This is a genomic window from Micromonospora sp. NBC_00898, from assembly GCF_045207895.1.
Classification (GTDB): domain Bacteria; phylum Actinomycetota; class Actinomycetes; order Mycobacteriales; family Micromonosporaceae; genus Micromonospora.
Window position 1 is genome coordinate 1883622 of sequence record NZ_CP108775.1, and the last position, 19106, is coordinate 1902727.

The window sequence follows — 19106 nt, forward strand, 5'->3', positions numbered from 1 at the left end:
GCCGATGACCAGGACCATCGTCACCATCGGGGCCGGTCAGGCCGCCGCCGTCGCCGCCCGTGCGCTGCGCCGGCGCGGTTTCGACGGCCGGATCGAGCTGCTCGGTGCGGAACCGGAGGCGCCGTACCAGCGGCCGCCACTGTCCAAGGAGTACCTCGCCGGCGACGACGACTGCGGCCTGAACCTGCTGGCCGAGAAATGGTGCGCGGCGAACGACGTGCACCTGCGGCTCGGCCAGCCGGTCGTCCGGATCCGGCCGGAGCGCGGGCTGGTCGAGTTGGCCGACGGCACGGAGGTCGCCGCGGACGCGGTCCTCCTCGCCACCGGCGGGAGCCCTCGCCGCCTCCCGGACGTCGCGGGTGAGCGTATCCACTACCTCCGCACCCGGCGGGACGCGGAGCGCCTCCGCGCCCAGCTCCGCCCGGGCGTACACGTGATCGTCATCGGCGCCGGTTTCATCGGCGCCGAGGTCGCCGCCACCAGCCGCGGCCAGGGCGCCGACGTCACGGTGGTGGAGGCGCTCGACGTGCCGCTGCAGCGCGTACTCGGCCGCGAGATCGGGGCCACCTGCGCGGCGATCCATCGCCGGCAGGGCGTCACGCTGCGACTGGGTGAGTCCGTCGAGTCCGTCGTCGAGACACCGACGGGCGTCGTCGTCACCACCAGCGGCGGCCGCCTCGAGGGCGACCTGGTGGTGGTGGGCATCGGCATCACGCCGAACACCACCGTGGCCGAGCGCTCCGACCTCGCCGTCGACAACGGCATCCTCGTGGACGAGTACTGCCGGACTGCGGTGCCGAACGTGTACGCCGCCGGTGACGTGGCCAACCACTGGCATCCACTCTTCGGAGAGCGGATCCGGGTCGAGCATTTCGACAACGCGAGCCGGCAGGCGACCGCCGCCGCCAACAACATGATCGGCCGGACCACGGTGTACGCCGACCCGCACTGGTTCTGGTCTGACCAGTACGACCACAGCCTGCAGTACACCGGCCACGCGCCGGTCTGGGACGAGCTGGTCGTGCGCGGCTCGGTCGAGGAGTGCGACTTCTCGGCGTTCTACCTGCGCGACGGCCGGGTACGGGCGGCGTTCGCCGTCGACCGCGGCGCGGACGTCCTCGTCGCCAAGGAACTGATCGCCGGACAGGTCAGCGTCGATCCCCGGATCCTCGCCGACGAGGACGTCGACCTGGCCGATCTGACGGCGTTGGAGGAGCAACTGTGAAGGGCAACTTCATCGGTGGCGAGTGGGTGGGCTCGGCAAGCGGACGTACCCGCGAGCGGCGGAACCCGGCTGACGAGCGCGAGGTCGTTGCGGTCTTCCCGGATTCCGACGCGAAGGACGCGCACGACGCGGTCTCCGCGGTCGCGGCCGGCTACCGGGAATGGGCGGAGCGCGGTCCGGAGCCGCGGGCGGCGGTGTTGCATCGGGCCGCGGACATCCTCGCCGCCCGCGCCGATGACCTCGCCCGGGAACTGGTCCGCGAGGAGGGCAAGACGCTCGCCGAGGCGCTCACCGAGACCCGCCGGACCCCGTCGAACCTCCGGTTCTACGCAGGTGAGGCGCTGCGCGTCGCGGGCCGCACGTACGCCACGGGCGACGGCAGCCTCGTCTACACCTCCCGGGAACCCGTCGGGGTCGTCGTGGCCATCACCCCGTGGAACTTCCCGCTCAACATTCCGTCCCGCAAGCTCGGCCCGGCGTTGGCGGCGGGCAACGGGGTGGTGTTCAAACCGAGCGAGGTGACCCCGCTGCTGGGGCAGCGGCTGGTCGAGGCGCTGATCGAGGCGAGTGTCCCGGCCGGTGCGCTCGCCCTCGTGCAGGGTGGCGGAGAGGCCGGCGCGGCGCTGGTCGCGGATCCGCGGGTGGGCGCGGTGACCTTCACCGGCTCGTCCGACGTCGGGGCGGCCATCCACCGCGCGGTCGGACCCAGCCAGCGTTGCCAACTGGAGATGGGCGGCAAGAACCCGGTGATCGTGCTGGAGGACGCCGACCTGGACCGGGCGGCCGACATCGTGGTCCGCGGGGCGTTCGGCCTCAGCGGCCAGGCGTGCACCGGCACCAGCCGCCTGATCGTCCACGATGCGGTGCATGACGCGCTCGTCCAGCGGGTGGTCGCCCTCGCCCGCGCCCGCCGGGTCGGCTACGGGCTCTCCGACGGTGTGCAGATGGGCCCCCTCGCGACCCGCGCCCAACTGGAGAAGACCCGGCACTATCTCGACCTCGCAGCGGTCGCTGACGCCCGCCTCCGCGCCGGTGACGAGCCGCTCGGCCCGGGCCTGGAACACGGCAACTTCGTCCGCCCGGCGGTGTTCACCGACGTCGACCCGTCGTCGCCGCTGGCGCAGGAGGAGATCTTCGGACCGGTCCTGAGCGTGCTGCGCGTCGACTCCTTCGACGACGCGATCAGCGTCGCCAACGACACGGCGTACGGCTTGTCGGCCGGGATCGTCACCCGCGACCTGGGCCGCGCGCTCGAGTTCGCCCGGCGGGTCGACAGCGGCCTGGTGAAGGTAAACCAGCCCACCACGGGCATGGCGATGAACGCCCCCTTCGGTGGGCTGAAGAACTCCAGCACGCAGACGTTCAAAGAACAGGCAGGGGAGACGATGATGCACTTCTACACCGTCGACAAGACCGTCTACGTGGGCTCATGAGCACGCCCGAGGTCACCGGCACCGCGGACGCGGGAGCGGAGCCGGGCGCCGTCCGATTTGTCCGCGTCGCCCGCTCGGGACAGGTGCCCGACGGGTACGTCCGCCGCTTCTACGCCGACAGCCTGGAGCTGTGCGTCGCGCGCTCCGAGGGCAAGGCGTACGCGACGTCGAACTACTGCACGCACCTGGACTGCCTGCTGTCATCAGGCAAGCTGGTCGACGACGGCATCGGCTGCTCCTGCCACGGCAGCGTCTTCGATCTCGAGACGGGCGAGCCGGTCTGCCCGCCCGCCACCGAACCGATCAAGACGTTCCCCGTGCGGGAAGAGGACGGCGAGATCTACGTGGGCGTGACGCCGGAGGACATCGCGACCGGTGGCCCCCGCCGACGCAAACCGGTGAGGTGACGAACGTGAGCGTGGACTGGCCGGCACCGGCCCGTAACCCCGTCCTCGCCGGCGAACACATGGCGATCTCGAGCCACCCGGCGGTCAGCGCCGTCGGTCACCGCGTGCTCGCCGCGGGCGGCACCGCGATCGACGCGACCGTGGCGATGGCCGCGATGTCCTGGCTCGCGCTGCCGGGCCAGTGCGGCGTCGGCGGCGACGCCTTCGCCGTGGTCCGGGAGCCGGACGGGTCGGTGTGGACCATCAACGGCAGCGGATACGGGCCGGACGGCGGCGACCTGGAATTCTATCGCGCGCGGGGCCTGTCCGCGATTCCCCTCACCGGGGCGCTCGCCGTGGCAGCTCCGGGTGCGGTGACCGCGATCGCCGCGCTGCACGCCCGCGGGGCGACGCGCAGCCTCCCCGAGTTGTGGGCGCCGGCGATCGCCGCCGCCGAACGTGGTCTGCCCTGCACCCGCAAGACCCGCGCGGACATCCTCGAGCACGAGGCGCAGCTGCGCGCCGACGAGGGGGCCCGACGGACGTTCCTGCGTAACGGTCGGGCGCCGCAGGCCGGCGAACGGCTCCCACAGCCGGAGCTCGCCGACTCGCTGCGGCTGCTGGCGGCCGATCCCCGCGCCCTCTACACCGGCGAACTGGCCGATCGCGCGGTGGCCGCACTGGCGGCGGCAGGCGCTCCGTTCAGCGGCGCCGAGTGGGCGGCCTCCGACATCCCGCTCGAGGGCGAGGCAGTCGCCGGGCGGTACGGCGACCTGGTCGTGCACACGACACCGCCGCCCACGCCCGGCTGGATGGTTCTACAGCAGGCGGCCGTCTGCGACGGGACGCTCTCCGGGCGGCCGTGGCTGGGCGCCGACGCGGTCGGCTGGCTCGCCGGAGCCGCCCGGCAGGCCTTCCGGGACCGGTGGGACCGGTGCGGCGCCGACACGGACGCCTGGCGGGAGCTGCTGCGGCCCGAGGCGGTGGCGGATGTGCGGGCGAAGCTGGCTGCCGGACGGCATCCGCTCGCGACGGCCGGGCTGACGCCGGACGGGGACACCACGACGACCGTCGCGGTCGACGGCGACGGCCGCGCGGTCAGCTTCATCCACTCACTCGCCTTCACCTTCGGCGCCCGGATCACCATCCCGGGCACCGGCATCATGCTCAACAACCGGCTGGGCCGCGGCGCGTACCTGGTCGAGGGCCACCCGAACCAGGTACGACCACGCCGCCGTCCGCTGCACACCTGCCTTGCGTGGCTGGTGACCGACGCCGGGGGAGCCCTGCGGCACGTCGGCAACACGCCCGGCGGCGACGGGCAGGTGCAGTGGAACATGCAGGTGCTGTCGCATCTGATCGACCACGGCCTGGATCCGCAGCAGGCGGTGTCGGCGCCGCGGTTCACGGTGTTCCCGGGCAGCGACGCAGATGTGGTGGAGGCGCCCGACGAGCTGATCTGTGAGTCGCGGCTGGGCGAGGAAACCCTTGCCGGGCTGCGCGCCGCCGGGCACCAGGTACGGCTGGTGGGGCCGTGGGACGCGGGCGGGAGCGCCCTGGTGGTCTCGGTGGACGAGCGGCTCGGCTGCCTCACCGGTGGCGCCGATCCCCGACAGGACGGGATGGTGCTCGGTGGCTGAACCAGCCGGTCGGCTGCCGGCGCCCCCGGCCCCGCAGGGCCACTACGTGCCGGTCGTGGTGCACGCGGGCACCGCGTACACGGCGGGCATGACCCCACGGGTGAACGGCCGGCTCGCCGTGCGCGGCCTGGTGGGCGCGGATCTGACCGTGGCCGAGGCGCGCGCCGCAGCCGGCCTCGCGGCCGGCAATGCCGTCGCCGCGGTGGCCGCGGTGGTCGGGGGACTGGATCGGGTGCGGCGGTGCCTGCGGATGACCGTGTACGTCGCCTGCCGTCCCGACTTCACGCAGCACTCCGCGGTCGCCGACGGCGCCTCGGAGGCTCTGCGGGACTGGCTGGGCGATCGCGGCATCGTCGCGCGCTCGGCCGTCGGGGTGGCGAGCCTGCCGTCCGGCGCGCCGGTCGAGGTGGAGCTCACCGTCGCCGTCACCGCCGATTGAGTTGCTCGGGGCGGATCTGCGTCGCCGAGGCCCCGACGGCCGCTCGATCGGCGGCAAGCAGCTGAAGGTGAGTTTCTCCGCGGGATTCAGGGGTTTGCGGTGACGACACGGCGGAGGCGGCGGGATGCCCGCCGCCTCCGCAGTTCGTGTTGCCGGTGTCTACCAACTTCAAGCCGCAGTGCGCCGCCCTTCAGGTGGTGATGCCGCTTTCCGGTTCCATGCAGCCGGAGGCTACGAGGGGTTTCACGAGCCGGGACGGTTCTGTTGCTCGATGTATTGATGCAGCGCCGTCGATAGAGTGCCCTCGGCGGTGCCGGCGAAGTAGGTCCCGGACCACAGTCGGGCACCGCGCCAGTAGTAGCGGTGGACCTCGGGGAAGTCACCAGGGGCAAAGCAAAGTCAGGTGATCATGTGGACGTGCTGCTCAGCGGCGGTTTCGCTGTCTGAGGCCGGTTCATAGACGCGGCCTTCCTAAGTGGATGATGAAGGTTCTCTACGCCAGCATCGTCTGCAAAGAAAGGCCGCTCGTGGCAGTCTCCCATGCCTTGACCGCTTGCGTCACTGACAGCGGCGCTGACATCGACGTTTCCGACGTGACCGCGTTGTACGAGGTGTTCTCCCAGGTCAGCGACCCACGCAAGCCTCGGGGAGTGCGTCACGGGCTGCCGGCGGCGTTGACCATGTTGGCGTTGGCGGTGCTCTGCGGAGCCCGCAACTTCCGCCAGGCCGCCGACCGGGTCGCCGAGCTGCCCGCGCTGCTGCTGGCCGCCGCGGGCGCCCGCGTGGACCCCCGCCACGGCCGGCGGATACCGCCCAGTCGGGACACCCTGCGCCGTGTGGCCGAGACGATCGACGCCGCCGCCACCGACCGCCTGCTGTGTCAGTGGATCGCCACCCGCATCCCACCCACCGACGGCGGGCGGCCTGGCCTGGCCTTGGACGGCAAGACCGTACGGGCCTCCCACGACGGCGACCCCGCCAACAACGTGAGACTGTTCTCCGCGATGCGCCACGACACCGCCGTCGTGATCGCTCAACTCCGGGTGCCCGACGACACCACCGAGGTCACCCAGGTCCAAGCGTTGCTGGACCCGGTCGAGATCGCCGGCGCGGTGATCACCGCCGACGCCGCGCACCCCTCGACCGACACCGCCACCTACCTGCACCACCGCGGCGCCGGTTACGTGTTCACCGTCAAGGGCAACAGACCCGCCCTCCTCGCGGCGATCTGGCAGCGCCTACCCGCCGCGACCAGCGACAGCGCCGCCCACACTCACCGCGAACACCGCTCGGGACTCATCATCGAGCGTCGGATCTGGACCGCCGACGCCGCCGGCATCGAGTTCCCCGCCGCCGCGCAGGTCTTCCGGATCCGCCGCGACACCTACGACCTGACCGGCCAACGCCTGCACAAGGACATCGTCCACGGGATCACCAACCTGGACGCCCAGGCCACCACAGCCGCAGAAATCGCCGACTACACCCGCCGACACTGGGGCATCGAAAACAAGATCCACTGGGTCCGGGACGTCCTCTTCGCCGAAGACCACCACCATGCCTGGCTCGGTGCCGCCGCCCACACCATGGCCCTGTTCCGCAACCTCGCCATCGGACTGATCCGCCTCGCCGGCCACTCCAAGATCAAACAGGTCCTGGAGCGACTCCACGGCAACAAACTGCTGATCCTGCCACTACTCGCCGCATCCCGAACATGATCAACTGACTTTGCTTTACCTCTGGGGAAGTCACGGCGTAGATAGCGGGAGGACACGCCTTTGAGGGAGTTGACGAGTTTCGACAGTGCCATTTTGGGTGGGAAGCGGACCAGCAGGTGGGGCGTGGTTGACCTCGCCGTTGAACCCGACCAGCTCGCATTCGAACTGCTCGCACACCTTGCGTATCACCGGTTCGAGGTAGCGCAGGTGTTCGTCGGTCAAGCGCCGGTGCTTCGCGACGAAAACCAAATGGGCGTGAAGTAGGAAAACGGTGTCTGCCGGTGCGAACCGGGTGGTCGGCGGTGATGAAATCACGTGTAGGTTAAGGGGTGTGCTAGCGGACGCTGGCCGGCGTTACCGGCTGTGCCCCACCTTGGGGCAGGCTGAGCGCCTGACGTCGTGGGGGCATACGTGCCGGTGGCTGTACAACACCGCGCTGGAGCAGCGTCAGTTTGCGTGGCAGCAGCGCAAGGCAACGCTCGGGGTGACCGCCCAGTGCGTCTTCTTGACGGAGGCGCGTAAGGACTTCGACTGGGTGGCTGACCTGCCAGCGCAGTCCGGTCAGCAGGTGTTGCGTCAACTGGATCAGGCGTACCGCAACTGGTGGAATCCGCAGCACCCTGCCGGGGCGCCGACCCGTAGACGTCGGTCGGTGCGGTTGTCGGTGCCGTTCCCCGGTCAGGCGGTCCAGGTCTGGCGTCTCAACCGCCCGTGGGGTGCCGTTAGCCTGCCGAAGGTTGGCGTGGTCAGGTTCCGCTGGTCTCGTCCGTTGGGCGGTGTGGTCCGTAACGCGGTGGTGTCGTTCGACGGTGTTGCCTGGCACGTCGGGTTCGGTGTCCACGCCGGCATCAAGACACCTGAGGCGCATGCCCGGCCCGGCGCCGTTGTGGGTGTGGACCGTGGGGTGAAGGTCGCGTTGGCGATGTCCGACGGGCGTATGTGGGACCGCTCCTTCACCTCGGCCGGTCAGGAGCGGGAGTTGGCCCGGCTGAAGTCGAAGGCGGGCCGGCAGGAGACCGCCCGCCGTAAGCGTGGCGCGAAGACCTCGAACCGTGCCCGTAAGGTCGGTGCCGAGATCGCCCGGACCGAGGCGAAGATCCGTAACCGGCGCCGTGACTTCGTGATGTGGGTGGCGAACCGGCTCTGCGCTCAACACGCGGCCGTCAAGTTGGAACGTCTCGACGTCAAGGCTATGACCGCCACCGCGAAGGGCACCGTCGCCGAGCCTGGCATCAACGTGCGCCAGAAGGCCGGACTGAACCGGGCGATCCTCGACAAGGGCTGGGGTCTGTTCGAGGCAGCCTTGGCCAATCGTGCGCGGACCACCGGCACCCGGATCGTGAAGGTGCCGGCCGCTTTCACCTCCCAGCGGTGCAGCCGCTGCGGGAACACGCACCGGAACAACCGCGACAGCCAAGCGGTGTTCCGGTGCGGGTTCTGCGGACATCAGGCGAACGCTGACGTGAACGCGGCGATCAACGTCAGGGACGCCGCCGAGGCGGCGTCCCCACACACCGGGCGGGCAGTCCGGGACAGGAATCGAAAGCGTCCTGTCGACCACCCACCCAGCGTCGCGACAACCGGCACTGGAAACGGGAATCTCCCGCCCTTAGCTTGGCGTTTAACCTGCCGGCCTGATTAGCTGCGGGTTTGACTCGGGATCGATCTGTGCACTGTGGACAGCGGGCGGCCTTGGCGTGATCATGGATGTTGCTGAAGACATCAATGATCGACACCAAGGCCGTGAGGATGAGTGTGCTGGATGACGCTGCCCGCGTCGAGGCTTTAGCGGTGCTGTCCACGTTCCGGACCGAGTTCTACCGCTGTCTGACCGCCCGCGCTGACGTCCTGTTCGAGGTGACTGACGCGCTGCTGTGCACGGACGGGCCGGTCAGGTCGCTGGTTGATCTGGTGCTGGCGCCCGAGCACCGCCGGGGTCACGGCGGCATGTACGACGGGTTGAACTGCGGACGCGTTGACGTGGCGCGGCTGCGCCGCGCCGTGGCGGGCCTGCCGGTGCCGCGGGCCGCCGACGGGCGGATCGTTCTCGCTGTCGACGTCAGTCCGTGGCTGCGCTCCGACGCCCAGACCAGCCCGGACCGGCTGTTCTGCCACGTCTACGGCCGCGGCAAGGGCCAGTCGCAGCTGATCCCGGGCTGGCCGTACTCATTCGTCGCGGCCCTCGAAGCCGGCCGGACCTCGTGGACGGCGATCCTCGACGCCGTCCGGCTCGGACCGGCCGACGACGCGGCCGCCGTCACCGCCGGGCAGCTACGCGCCGTCGTGCAACGCCTCATCGCGGCCGGCCACCACACGCCGGGCGATCGGCGGATCCTGATCGTGTGCGACGCCGGCTACGACGTCCCCCGCCTGGCGTTCCTCCTCGCCGACCTGCCCGTGGACCTGCTCGGGCGGCTGCGCTCGGACCGGGTGATGGCACTGCCACCGCCCCCACGGCTACCCGGGACGACCGGCCGGCCACCCAAACACGGCCCCGAACTGGCCCTCGCCGACCCTGACACCTGGCCGGCGCCGCAGACCGTCACCACCACGCAGACCGCCCGCTACGGCACCGCCACCGCGACCGCCTGGGACCGGGTCCACCCACGGCTGACCCGCCGCACCTGCTGGCTCGACCACCAGGGCGACCTACCGATCATCGAAGGCACCCTGATCCGGCTGCAGGTCGACCACCTGCCAGGCGATCGCCACCCGAAACCGGTCTGGCTGTGGACCTCCATCACCGCGGCCACCGCCGCGGACGTGGACCGCAGTTGGCAGTCCTACCTGCGCAGATTCGACCTCGAACACACCTTCCGGCTGCTCAAACAGACGCTGGGCTGGACCCGGCCCAAGATCCGCACACCCGAGACGGCTGACCGGTGGACCTGGCTGGTCATCGCCTGCCACACCCAGCTACGCCTCGCCCGCGGTCTCGCCGAAGATCTCCGCCGGCCCTGGGAGCGACCCGCCGACCCGGACCGGCTCACCCCAGCCCGGGTCCGCCGCGGGTTTCGCCACATCCACCCGAAGACCACCCACCCCGCCAGCGCGCCGAAACCCGGCAAGGCCGGACCCGGACGCCCCCGAGGATCGAAGAACCGGCAACCCGCGCCCAGCTACGACGTCGGGAAGACCGTGAAACGCGCCCTGTCCATCACCGAACGACGAAAGCAGACGGGTTAAACGCCAAGCTTAGGCGGGGGAGGATGTCAAGGGAAGAAGACCACCGCGAAGATGGTGCCCACGATGAGCCCGCTGACGACCGGGATGAAACACCTGCGGGCGAGGGCGATCACCGGCACCCGGGCGAAGCCGGCGACGGCGATGAGTGAGGACCAGGCGACGAGCGTGCCGCCACCGGACCAGATGTTGCCCATCTGACCGACGGCGGCGAGCGTCCCGGCGCTGATCCCGGCGGCCGGGCCGAGGCTGCCCGCCAGCGACCCGGTCAGCGGCAGTCCGGAGAAGCCCGACCCCTCCAGGCCCGCGATCATGCCGATGAGCAGGATGCCGAAGGCCGCGATGAAGCCGCTGTGGGGGATGTGGCTCTGCGCCGCCGTGACCAGGTCGTACAGGAACGCCGGCCCCTTCGTCGGGTCGGCGGTGCCGAGGATCTGGCCGGAGAAGTCGCCGTTGCCGATGAAGAAGAAGCCGGCGATCGGCAGGACGACCCCCATGGCCTTGAACGCGAACACCAGTCCGTTGACCACGTGCTCGGCGGAGCTCTCCAGGAAGCTCTTGCCGTCACCGGCGAGCGCCGCGAGGAAGACGATGAGGGCCGCGATGCCGCCGACCAGGGCGGCGGCGTCGCCGCCGCGCAGGTCGGGCACGCTGTCGGAGACCTTCGCGACCACCATGTACACGATCAGCGCCAGGTAGGCCACCGGCACGAAGATGGCGAAGAAGGTCGGTACGAGTGGGTTGCCGCGGTAGCTGCCGGCCGACTCCTCGGGGCCTTCCCCCAGCTCCTCGTCGTACTCCTCCCGCAGCGCGACGCCGTGCCCGGTCGTCGGCGGCCCGCCCCGCAGGGACGGGACGTCCCCGCCACCGGCCGGCCGTTCGCCCGCGCCGACCAGCTCGCGCTCCCGCTCGGTGACCGCCAGGTCCCTCGCGCGTTCACCGCTGCCGTCCGCCGTCGACTCCCACTCGACGAGCAGGGCCGGGTCGGGTTGGCGCATCGTGCGGAACTCCATCAGGTAGGCGACCGCGAGAGCGACCCCACCGACGACGAGGGACAGCACCATCGCGCGGTCGGCGACCACATTCGCGTCCGCTCCCGCCGCCTTCGCCGACAGTCCGGGGGCGACCCGGATGACGTAGTCGGAGGAGAGGGCCATGCCCTGGCCCGCGATCGCCACGACCAGGCCGACGGCCATCGGCCGCAGACCCGCGCGGATCGCCACCGGGATGAGAACCGCGCCGATCAGCGGCACCGCTGGGGTCGGCCAGAAGAACAGCGAGATGAAGTACGTGACGACCACCAGCGTCCAGAAGGCGAGGTGGCCGTTGCGCATCACGCCTCGGAACGGGGCGACCATCTTCCGATCGGCGCCGATGGCCTGCAACGAGTGCAGCATCGCGGTCACGAGCGCGATGATCAGGAAGATGTTGAACAGGTTCGTTGCCGCCACGAGGCTGGCGTTGAACACCGCGGAGAGCCCGCGGATGACGCTGTGCGAGAAGACGAGCGCGGTCGCGAGGGTCGCGACCACGGCCGGGACTACGATGTTCTTTCGGGCGATCATCGTCGCGATGATGACGACAACGCCGGCTAGATAGACCCAGTGGGCCGCCGTTAGGTGCATCTGCTACCTCACTGCCTCTTGCAGGGAGTTGATTGCACGTCAGACTCCGCGTGTGCAAGGTCAGCGTCTATCAGCCATGTGCACAGGCCGGCGGTCAAAGATTGTGCAGGGTGCCGTAGCGTCGTCTGACGGTCACGGCGCAGTCTCGAACGGTATGTGATCTGCGCAGACGACGGGAAGGACGGGACGTGCGGGACACCCGGCTGCGGGTTGGAGGCGCCCCGTCGTTGGCCACGCCGGCCCTCGAGGCTCCGCCGCAGCGAAAGCGGGCGGGACCCGCCGTGCTGCTGACCCTGCTCGGCGCGACGCTGCTCGGCACCGTCATCAACAATGTGCTGAACGTGCCGTTGCGCGACATCACCGCCGATTTCGGCGTCTCGCTGTCCTCCGGCGTTCTCGTGGTGAGCAGCTTCGTCCTGGTCCTTGCCGCGGGCATGGCGTTGAGCGGCTGGGTGGGCGACCGGTTCGGACGACGTCGTACGGTCATCGCGTCCCTGGCTCTCATGGCGGTCGCCATGGTGGGGGCGGCCCTGGCCCCGTCGCTGCATGCCCTCGTCGCGATGCGCGCCCTGCAGGGCATGGCATGTGCGGCCTATCCACCGGCGGTCATGGGCATGCTCGCCGCCATCTACGGGCCGAGCCAGCGGACCCGCACGATGAGCGCCTGGGCGGCCGCCAACGGGATCGGACAGGCCATCGGCCCGCCGCTGGGCGGTCTGCTGGCCGACCTCGCCGGCTGGCGGGCGATCTTCTGGTGCCTCGCTCCAATCGCCGTGATCCTGCTGGTCGCCACGGTCCTGGTGGTGCCGGACGACCGCGGGCATGCCACCGCGCTGCACTGGCCCGGAGCGGTGTCGTTGACACTCGGCGCCGCGTTGCTGATGACCGCCGCCACCGCCGTCCCGCAGCACGTCGTGCCGGCCTGGCTCATCATCACGCTCGCCGTGGCGGGCGTCGGACTGCTGGCGATCTTCGTCATCACCTCCGCCAAGGCGGCGGCGCCCATCATCCGGCCGCGTCTCATCGTCGAGTCGCGGTTCCTGCGCAGCACGGTCGCCGCATCCGCCCAGATGTTCTGCCTGGCCGCCACGCTCGTCGCGGTTCCGCTGTACGCCACGGGGACCCTCGGGCGGACCACCGCCATCACCGGCCTGCTGGTGCTCGCCCTGCCCGCCGCCATGGCGGTGCTGGCCCCCGTGGTCGGTCTGCTCAGCGAACGCGGCCGGCCCCGCTGGATCCTGCGCACCGGCCTGGTCCTGCTCGGCACGGCGGAACTGCTGCTGGGGCTGTACGCGGGCAACGACGGCCGGAGCGTGGCACTGCTCATCGCGCTGCTTCTCGCGGTGGGTGTGGGCGTGGCCCTCGTCCAGACACCGTCCGCCGCCGGGGCGACCCGGTCACCGGCAGGCCGCTCGGGCGCGGCCCTCGGACTGTTCAACATGATGCGTTTCGGCGGCTCGGCGCTGGGCGCGGCCTGGGTGGCGGTCGTCTATCCGCACGGCAATCTGCTGCTGCTCTTCGCCGGATGCACGGCGATCGCCGCCGTCGGGTTGCTGGTCAGCTTCGTCGGCCCCGACCCCTCCCCGCTCGACACCGACCCGACGTCGCCGGCCACTACGTCGGGCTGAGATCGCGGTCGACGGCCGTCACCGTCTCGGCGAGAAGGTTGATTTTGTGCGCCAACCACACCGCGAACTGGTGCTCGGCCTCGCGCAGATCCAGTTGCAGCAGCCGCGACGCGCGGTCGAGCTTGTAGAGCATCGTGTTGCGATGGATGTGCAGTTCCCGCGCGGCGGCGTTGAGGTTCCCGCCGGACGCGACGTAGGCGATGACGGCCTGCTCCAGGCCGCTTCCGCCGGCGCGGGAGCTGCGGAGCGGGGCCAGCATGTCCCGGGCGAAGGCACGCCCCTGCGGGCTCTCCGCGAGCTCCACCAGGGCGGCGAACACCCGCAGGTCCTGGAAGCCGCAGACCTGGTCCATGGCAAGGCGGTTCCGGATCCCGAGCGCGATGCGCGCCTCCCGGTAGCTGTCGAAGATGCGGCCCGCGTCGCCGACGCAGCGCCCGTACGCCACGGCCACCCGGCGCTGGGTTCTCCGTTCCAACTCCACCTGCAGGGCACGCGCGAAGTCCGCCAGCGCCCGGTCCTGCGCGTCCGGCGAGTCCCGGCGGCCCGCCGGGTCGACCTGCCGGACCACCGCCAGCACGTCGCCGACGACCGTCGCCAGAGTGTGCGCGTTCGGCCGGGCGTCGAGGCGGGCGGCGTGCCGCGCCAGCTGGAACAGGGCCGTCGGGGAGTCGGGGCTGCCAACCGAGCCGAGCCCGTTCGCGACGACCACCCCGTAGGTCGCCCCGACCGGGAAGTCGTAGTGCGCAGCCCGGGCTTCCAGCTCGTGCTGGTTCGAAAAACGGCCGTGCAGCAACGCGTGGACGAAGTCGCCCCGCGCCCGCTCCTCAGCCTGCTCGACGCTGCGCAGGCGCAACATTTCGGTACCCACGATGGTGGCGGCCTGCTCGACGACCACGCGGTGCTGAGCTATCTCGTGCGGGCTGGGTGGATCGGCCGACTCCACGATGACCACCCAGCCGTCATGGCGACCGCCGAGCAGGATCGGATTGAGCACGCACGTCGCGCTGATCCCGTCGATCAGCAGCGTCCGGACCTGAGGCCCGGCGTGCGGCTGCTCGGAAGCCATCGGATCCGGTCCTGCCGCGGTGCCCCGATCGGACAACACGCTTTCGGCGGCCCCTTCGGACGCGTCCTCGCGCAGCGCGTTCGCGACCGCCGCCGCCTCGAACACGCGGTCGCGGCTGCGTTCGAACGCCAGGACCCGGTACTGCGAATCGAGGATCGCCGCCGCGCATCCGGACAGCCGGGCCATCTGCTGCCCGAGCGCGGCCAACCCGGCCCCGCGGTACAGCAACTCCACCAGCGAGCGGTGCACCCTCAGGCCGTACCGGAGGACGTGCGTGTCCCGGGCCAGGACGAGTTCCGCCACCAGCTGACTGAGGTGGCGGAACCCGACGTGCGCACCGACGTGGATCACCGGCAGGCCGCACGTCGGGTCAGGAAGATCACCGGCCCCGCCGGCGACGACGACGGCCGTGGCGTTGCGCCGGCCGAGACCGGGCAGCAGCGCCGGTCGGACCTGGTCGGCCCGGGCGTGGACGACAACTCCGGGCAGGGGGTCAACGCTGGCCTGGACCTCGTCCCACGGCAGACACCAGGTGACAGCGGTGTCGAGCATCTCGGCGGACGCCGCCGTACGCGCCGGGCGGAGCAACCGTTCCTGCAGCAGCCGACCCACCGTCAGGTGCTGCGGGTCCGTGTCGTCAGGCGGGCCGTCCGATGTCTCCGCCGATGGGTCCGTCATGACAACTCCTTGGACAGGTTGCACAAGCTTCCCCCGCCGCATCGCGGCAGTCTAGCCATTGTTCGCGCTCTCCGCGCCCAGGCAGGCTGGTCGCACGGACCGCCCGGTAGTGGGGCAGAGGAGGCAACGTGCACAGGATCTACCGAATCACCCTCGACGACGCGCTTCCCATGCTCGCCGCAGCTCGATCGAAGGCGGAGGAGATCGGAGTCAAGCAGACGATCTGCGTCTGCGACGACGGCGGCCATGTGCTCGCGCTGCATCGGCTGCCCGGTGCCCGCCTCACCGGAGTCGAGATCGCGATGGCGAAGGCGTTCACCGCAGCCGGGCATGAGCGGGCGACCCACAAATTCAACGAGCCGCCGAACGGCCCCGCGCTGCCCGGCAACGAGGCGTTCGGAATCAGCCACATGTACCCCGGGAAGTTCGCCATCTTCGTCGGCGGGTTCCCCATTGAGTACGACGGCCAGATCGTCGGCGCCGTCGGGGTCAGCGGCGGCAACGGCGACCAGGACAAGGCGGTCGGCGCTGCCGCGCTTGAGGCGTTCGCGAAGCACGTCGCGGAACTGGGCCTCGGCGGATAGCCCTGGTCGAACACGCGTCGCTGACGTGCCGCCGACCAACGGCACGTCAGCGACGACCTCTGAATCGGGCCGGTGCGGCCCGCCGCTACTGATGGCGCCGCGGCTCGGTGAGGACCAACGGGGCGTCGAGGACCACGACCGTCGCCGCGATCTCCGTGCTCGGGTCGTAGTCCTTGAGCACGACTCGCACCGGAAGCCCGATCTTGTCCTTGAACTCCTGGGCGAGCCGCCGCTTGCCCTCGTCCAGCAGAGCCACGTCCACCTCGCGGGTGATGTCGCGGTGCGCGGAATCCAGCGTCGCGAGCGCCTTGACGCGCTGGTGCTGGGCGAGGATGAGGATGCGGTCGTCCAGGAGGTCGACCCGCTGCCGGCTCACACCGACGCCGGCGATGCCCTGGTTCACGGCGTTGTAGACGCGCAGAATCTCCTGCTTGAGCTCGCCGGGAGTGCGCGGCGGTGTGCTGCCTGAGCGATCCATGGCGCGACTCTAGTGATCGTCGGACGGGCTGGTCGAGACCTTGACACCCTCCGGCGAGCGCCGTTATATATCACCAACCTCTGAGGCGCTGTTCCTGCGGGTACGGGCCGACGAGGACGTCGTGATTCAGAACCGACGAACGGTCCAGGGAGCTTCGTAGCGAAGAGCCCGACAGCTGTCGCCGATGGCGGTTGGCGGTCTGCGCGAGTTCGCGCACACCGCCGAGTCCGAGCGGTGGCAGCTTTTTGTGCTTCCGCCGCACCAGATCCAGTGCGTGTCGCACTGGCGTCAACGGAAAGGCGGACGAAACGCGTGACGAACGAGGCGGTGTCGCAGACCTGTCCGACCGTGGCCGACGTGGTCGCGGCCCTCGACGGATTGACCGGCGGCCGGGTCACGAGCTCCGAGGGGGGCCGGAACCCGTGGGTGATCAGGAAGGACTCGGGAATACCCGGCAAGGCGGTGACCGAGCGGCCCGGCCTGGTCTGGGGGACCTCCGGCAAACCGGTGCGGCGGCTCGCGGTCGCGATGACCATCACCGAACACCACATCGAACTCGCCTACGCCAGCGGCGTGGACGCGATCGTGGCGCACCACCCGATCGCGGACGCGGCGAGCTCCGGCGGGGTGGCGCTCGCCGACTACCTCTCGCTGTACGGGGTCGCGGTGCTGGAGTGCCATGAAGCCTTCCACGGACTGCACCCCGGCATGGCCCACCTCCACGGCCACGAGCCCTTCTACGTAAACCCCGCCTACGACGGGGTGCACGGGCTCGTGGTCATGGTCGGCCGGCCGCTGCCGGGCGTCACCACGGTGGGTGACGTGCTAGCCCGGCTCGACGCAGGCCTGGAGCGGTCCCTGGACGTGCGCATCCTCGACGGCGAACGCGCCGTCCGCCAGTGCGCCGACCTGGTGGACAGCGCCACAGCCCCGGGCATGCAGGTGCTCGCGGGGGCTCCCGACAATTCGCTCGGCGAGGTCGTCCTGCACGCCTTTCCGCACACCGGGTTCGGTGAGAAGCAGCTCGCCCAGTTGCTCGCCGAGTACCCGGCCATCTCCACGGTCATCTTCAGCATCAGCGCGGCTGCCCCGGACTCCGCCGTGGTGGCGAGTGCGGCCGCGCGCGGACTCAACGTACTGGTGGGCAGCACGCACGCCTCGGAGGTCTTCGAGAACGGACTTCCGTTGGCATTCGGGCTGTCCGCACTGCTGCCGAACGTCGACGTTGTCCTGTTCCGCGACCGGGTCGTCTCGATCCCGATCAACAGCGTGGGCACGGGCGCCCTGCGCGAGTACGGGCGGACCATGGCGCAGGAACACCTGCTGCCACTCGTCGAGGCCGCACGCGCTCGCGCCGCCGCGACGACGGTCGCGGCCACCCCCCTCAGCCACTCCGAGCAAGCAAGCTAGGAGACAACCATGGAAATGACGCCAGCGCACTGGGTGTACCTGGCAGGTCTGGCTTCACTGATCATCGTCATGGTCGCCCGGAAGAACGTCGTCGTCCCCGCCATCGCCGCGACCTTCCTCACCGCCGTGACCTTCACCGGCAGCGTGCCCGGGGGACTGGCGTCGGTGTTCCGCGCCAGTCTGGTGGCCGCCTCGGAGCTGTTCAACATCTTCCTCATCATCGCGCTCGTCACCGCGATGCTCGCGGCGTTGCGAGCCATCGGAGCCGAGCACCGGATGGTGGCGCCGTTCCGTCGGCTGATGGTGAACGGGCCGGTCGCCTATATCGTCCTGTTCGTCGTCACCTATGCCTTCGCGCTGTTCTTCTGGCCCACGCCGACCCTCGCGTTGATCGCGGCGATCCTGCTCCCGGCCGCCATCCGAGCGGGCCTGTCCCCGATGGCCGGCGCGATTGCGATCGCCATCGCCGGACAGGGCATGGCACTGGCCTCCGACTACGTCATCGGTGTCGCGCCGGCCCTCTCGGCGAGCGGCGCCAACGTGTCGGCGGACCTGATCGCCGATCGAGCCCTGATCCTGTCGTGGGTCGTCGGGATTGTCGCGCTGGCGATGAGCTACCTCATGACGGTGCGTCGCCACCGGCCGAGCCTGGCGGCGGCCGAACCGAGCCCCGAGATGCCGGCGAGCGTGGCGCCTCGCGCCGAACTCGCCCCCGCGGGGGTGGCCGCAGGTATCGGATCGGGCGGAACCTCGGAGCAGCTCGGCCACGCCCTGGCGACGAAGCTGCCGCCGCGGGAGGCGCTGGAGGACGGGGGAGCGGCAACGACTGACGCCGTGTTCGACGACGACCGGTCCGACGAGCGCGGACAAAACTGGCGGGCCAAGCTGTTCGCCGTCCTGGTACCCGTCTCCTTCGGTGCGCTGCTTGTCTACATGCTGCTCGGCCGGTTCACCGACCTGGTGTCGGTTGACGACGGCGCCGGGGCCCCGCTGGTCGGCGGCCTGGCGGCGCTGCTGCTCCTCGCCGTCGCGGTGACCAGCGACGGGGTTCGCTCCCTGGAGAGCTGCGCCGAGCACATCGTCGACGGTCTCTCCTTCGCGTTCAAGGCGATGGGCGTCGTCATCCCCATCGCCGGGTTCGTCTTCATCGGCATCTCGGACTTCTCAGGTCGCATCATGGGGCTGGCAGACGGCACGACGGCACCAGGATTCCTGTTCGACGCGATCCGTAGCGTCGAGGGGCACATCCCGAACAATCCGTTCATCATCATGTTCGCCGTCCTGCTCGCCGGCATGACGGTCGGGCTGGACGGATCAGGTTGGGCAGGGCTGCCGCTCACCGGCTCGCTTTCGGAGGCGCTCAGCCCTCATGCCGGGGTCGACACCGCCACGCTTGCCGCCATCGCGCAGAACGGCGCGTCGTGGACCGGAGGCGGCACGCTGGTCATCTGGTCGTCGCTGATCGCCGTTGCGACCTTCTGCGGGGTGTCCGTGGTCGACCTCGCCCGCAAGTTGTTCCTGCCCGTGGTCACGGGGCTGGTCGTCAGTACGGTGGTCGCCGCGATCATCTGGTGAGGCTTCGGGCATCCGAGCGGGACGACGCCGGCGCTGCTGTC

At 70.5% G+C, this 19106-nt stretch carries 15 protein-coding genes and 2 pseudogenes; 12 read left to right on the top strand and 5 right to left on the bottom strand.

Annotated features, from left to right (window positions below):
* Nucleotides 1-4: 4 nt before the first annotated feature.
* The 6 genes from OG799_RS09055 to OG799_RS09080 all read left to right on the top strand — a co-directional run bounded on the left by OG799_RS09055 (nucleotide 5) and on the right by OG799_RS09080 (nucleotide 6838).
* Entirely contained in the window at nucleotides 5-1225 is a 1221-nt protein-coding gene (locus OG799_RS09055; RefSeq protein ID WP_406044594.1) for an NAD(P)/FAD-dependent oxidoreductase, read from the top strand.
* On the top strand, nucleotides 1222-2658 hold the full coding sequence (locus tag OG799_RS09060) for an aldehyde dehydrogenase family protein (protein WP_406044595.1): 1437 nt from the start codon (nucleotides 1222-1224) through the stop codon (nucleotides 2656-2658). The genes OG799_RS09055 and OG799_RS09060 overlap by 4 nt, the downstream gene beginning before the upstream one ends.
* Nucleotides 2655-3065, top strand: a complete 411-nt coding sequence (locus OG799_RS09065) for a Rieske (2Fe-2S) protein (protein WP_406044596.1) — start codon at nucleotides 2655-2657, stop codon at nucleotides 3063-3065. Before OG799_RS09060 ends, OG799_RS09065 begins: the two co-directional genes overlap by 4 nt.
* Nucleotides 3066-3070: 5 nt before the next feature.
* A complete protein-coding gene (locus OG799_RS09070; protein ID WP_406044597.1) occupies nucleotides 3071-4684 on the top strand; it encodes a gamma-glutamyltransferase family protein in 1614 nt (537 codons plus the stop codon).
* A complete protein-coding gene (locus tag OG799_RS09075) occupies nucleotides 4677-5123 on the top strand; it encodes a RidA family protein (RefSeq protein ID WP_406044598.1) in 447 nt (148 codons plus the stop codon). Before OG799_RS09070 ends, OG799_RS09075 begins: the two co-directional genes overlap by 8 nt.
* Before the next feature lie 593 nt (nucleotides 5124-5716).
* Nucleotides 5717-6838, top strand: coding sequence for an ISAs1 family transposase (locus OG799_RS09080; RefSeq protein WP_406036425.1), 1122 nt, complete (start codon nucleotides 5717-5719; stop codon nucleotides 6836-6838).
* Between the two features lie 20 nt (nucleotides 6839-6858).
* On the opposite strand, the pseudogene OG799_RS09085 reads toward OG799_RS09080, so the two are convergent.
* Nucleotides 6859-6954: pseudogene (locus OG799_RS09085) on the bottom strand (transposase); the annotation flags it as partial.
* 67 nt (nucleotides 6955-7021) lie between these two features.
* Nucleotides 7022-7153 (bottom strand): annotated as a pseudogene (locus tag OG799_RS09090) (hypothetical protein); the annotation flags it as partial.
* A 16-nt stretch (nucleotides 7154-7169) separates the two neighbouring features.
* On the opposite strand from OG799_RS09090, the gene OG799_RS09095 reads away from it, so the two are divergent.
* A complete protein-coding gene (locus tag OG799_RS09095; RefSeq protein ID WP_406044599.1) occupies nucleotides 7170-8480 on the top strand; it encodes an RNA-guided endonuclease InsQ/TnpB family protein in 1311 nt (436 codons plus the stop codon).
* 107 nt (nucleotides 8481-8587) lie between these two features.
* A complete protein-coding gene (locus OG799_RS09100; protein WP_406043444.1) occupies nucleotides 8588-10024 on the top strand; it encodes an NF041680 family putative transposase in 1437 nt (478 codons plus the stop codon).
* A gap of 26 nt (nucleotides 10025-10050) precedes the next feature.
* Here the strand turns inward: OG799_RS09100 and OG799_RS09105 are convergent, their stop codons facing one another.
* Nucleotides 10051-11586, bottom strand: coding sequence for a hypothetical protein (locus tag OG799_RS09105; RefSeq protein ID WP_406044600.1), 1536 nt, complete (start codon nucleotides 11584-11586; stop codon nucleotides 10051-10053).
* Between the two features lie 248 nt (nucleotides 11587-11834).
* Here OG799_RS09105 and OG799_RS09110 point away from each other — a divergent pair, with 248 nt between their 5' ends.
* On the top strand, nucleotides 11835-13274 hold the full coding sequence (locus tag OG799_RS09110; RefSeq protein ID WP_406044601.1) for an MFS transporter: 1440 nt from the start codon (nucleotides 11835-11837) through the stop codon (nucleotides 13272-13274).
* Here OG799_RS09110 and OG799_RS09115 read toward each other — a convergent pair.
* Nucleotides 13261-15018, bottom strand: coding sequence for a PucR family transcriptional regulator (locus OG799_RS09115; RefSeq protein ID WP_406044602.1), 1758 nt, complete (start codon nucleotides 15016-15018; stop codon nucleotides 13261-13263). The two genes, OG799_RS09110 and OG799_RS09115, sit on opposite strands and share 14 nt — an antisense overlap.
* A gap of 128 nt (nucleotides 15019-15146) precedes the next feature.
* Between OG799_RS09115 and OG799_RS09120 the strand changes: the two genes are divergently transcribed.
* A complete protein-coding gene (locus OG799_RS09120; protein ID WP_406044603.1) occupies nucleotides 15147-15602 on the top strand; it encodes a heme-binding protein in 456 nt (151 codons plus the stop codon).
* An 85-nt stretch (nucleotides 15603-15687) separates the two neighbouring features.
* Here the strand turns inward: OG799_RS09120 and OG799_RS09125 are convergent, their stop codons facing one another.
* Nucleotides 15688-16080 (bottom strand): hypothetical protein, encoded by a 393-nt coding sequence (locus OG799_RS09125; RefSeq protein ID WP_406044604.1) that lies wholly within the window; start codon nucleotides 16078-16080, stop codon nucleotides 15688-15690.
* A gap of 312 nt (nucleotides 16081-16392) precedes the next feature.
* Between OG799_RS09125 and OG799_RS09130 the strand changes: the two genes are divergently transcribed.
* Together OG799_RS09130 and OG799_RS09135 are read left to right on the top strand one after the other, a co-directional pair.
* On the top strand, nucleotides 16393-17490 hold the full coding sequence (locus tag OG799_RS09130; RefSeq protein WP_406044605.1) for a Nif3-like dinuclear metal center hexameric protein: 1098 nt from the start codon (nucleotides 16393-16395) through the stop codon (nucleotides 17488-17490).
* A 126-nt stretch (nucleotides 17491-17616) separates the two neighbouring features.
* Nucleotides 17617-19065: a hypothetical protein gene (locus OG799_RS09135; RefSeq protein WP_406044606.1), complete on the top strand. Its 1449-nt coding sequence runs from the start codon at nucleotides 17617-17619 to the stop codon at nucleotides 19063-19065.
* Nucleotides 19066-19106: the final 41 nt, after the last annotated feature.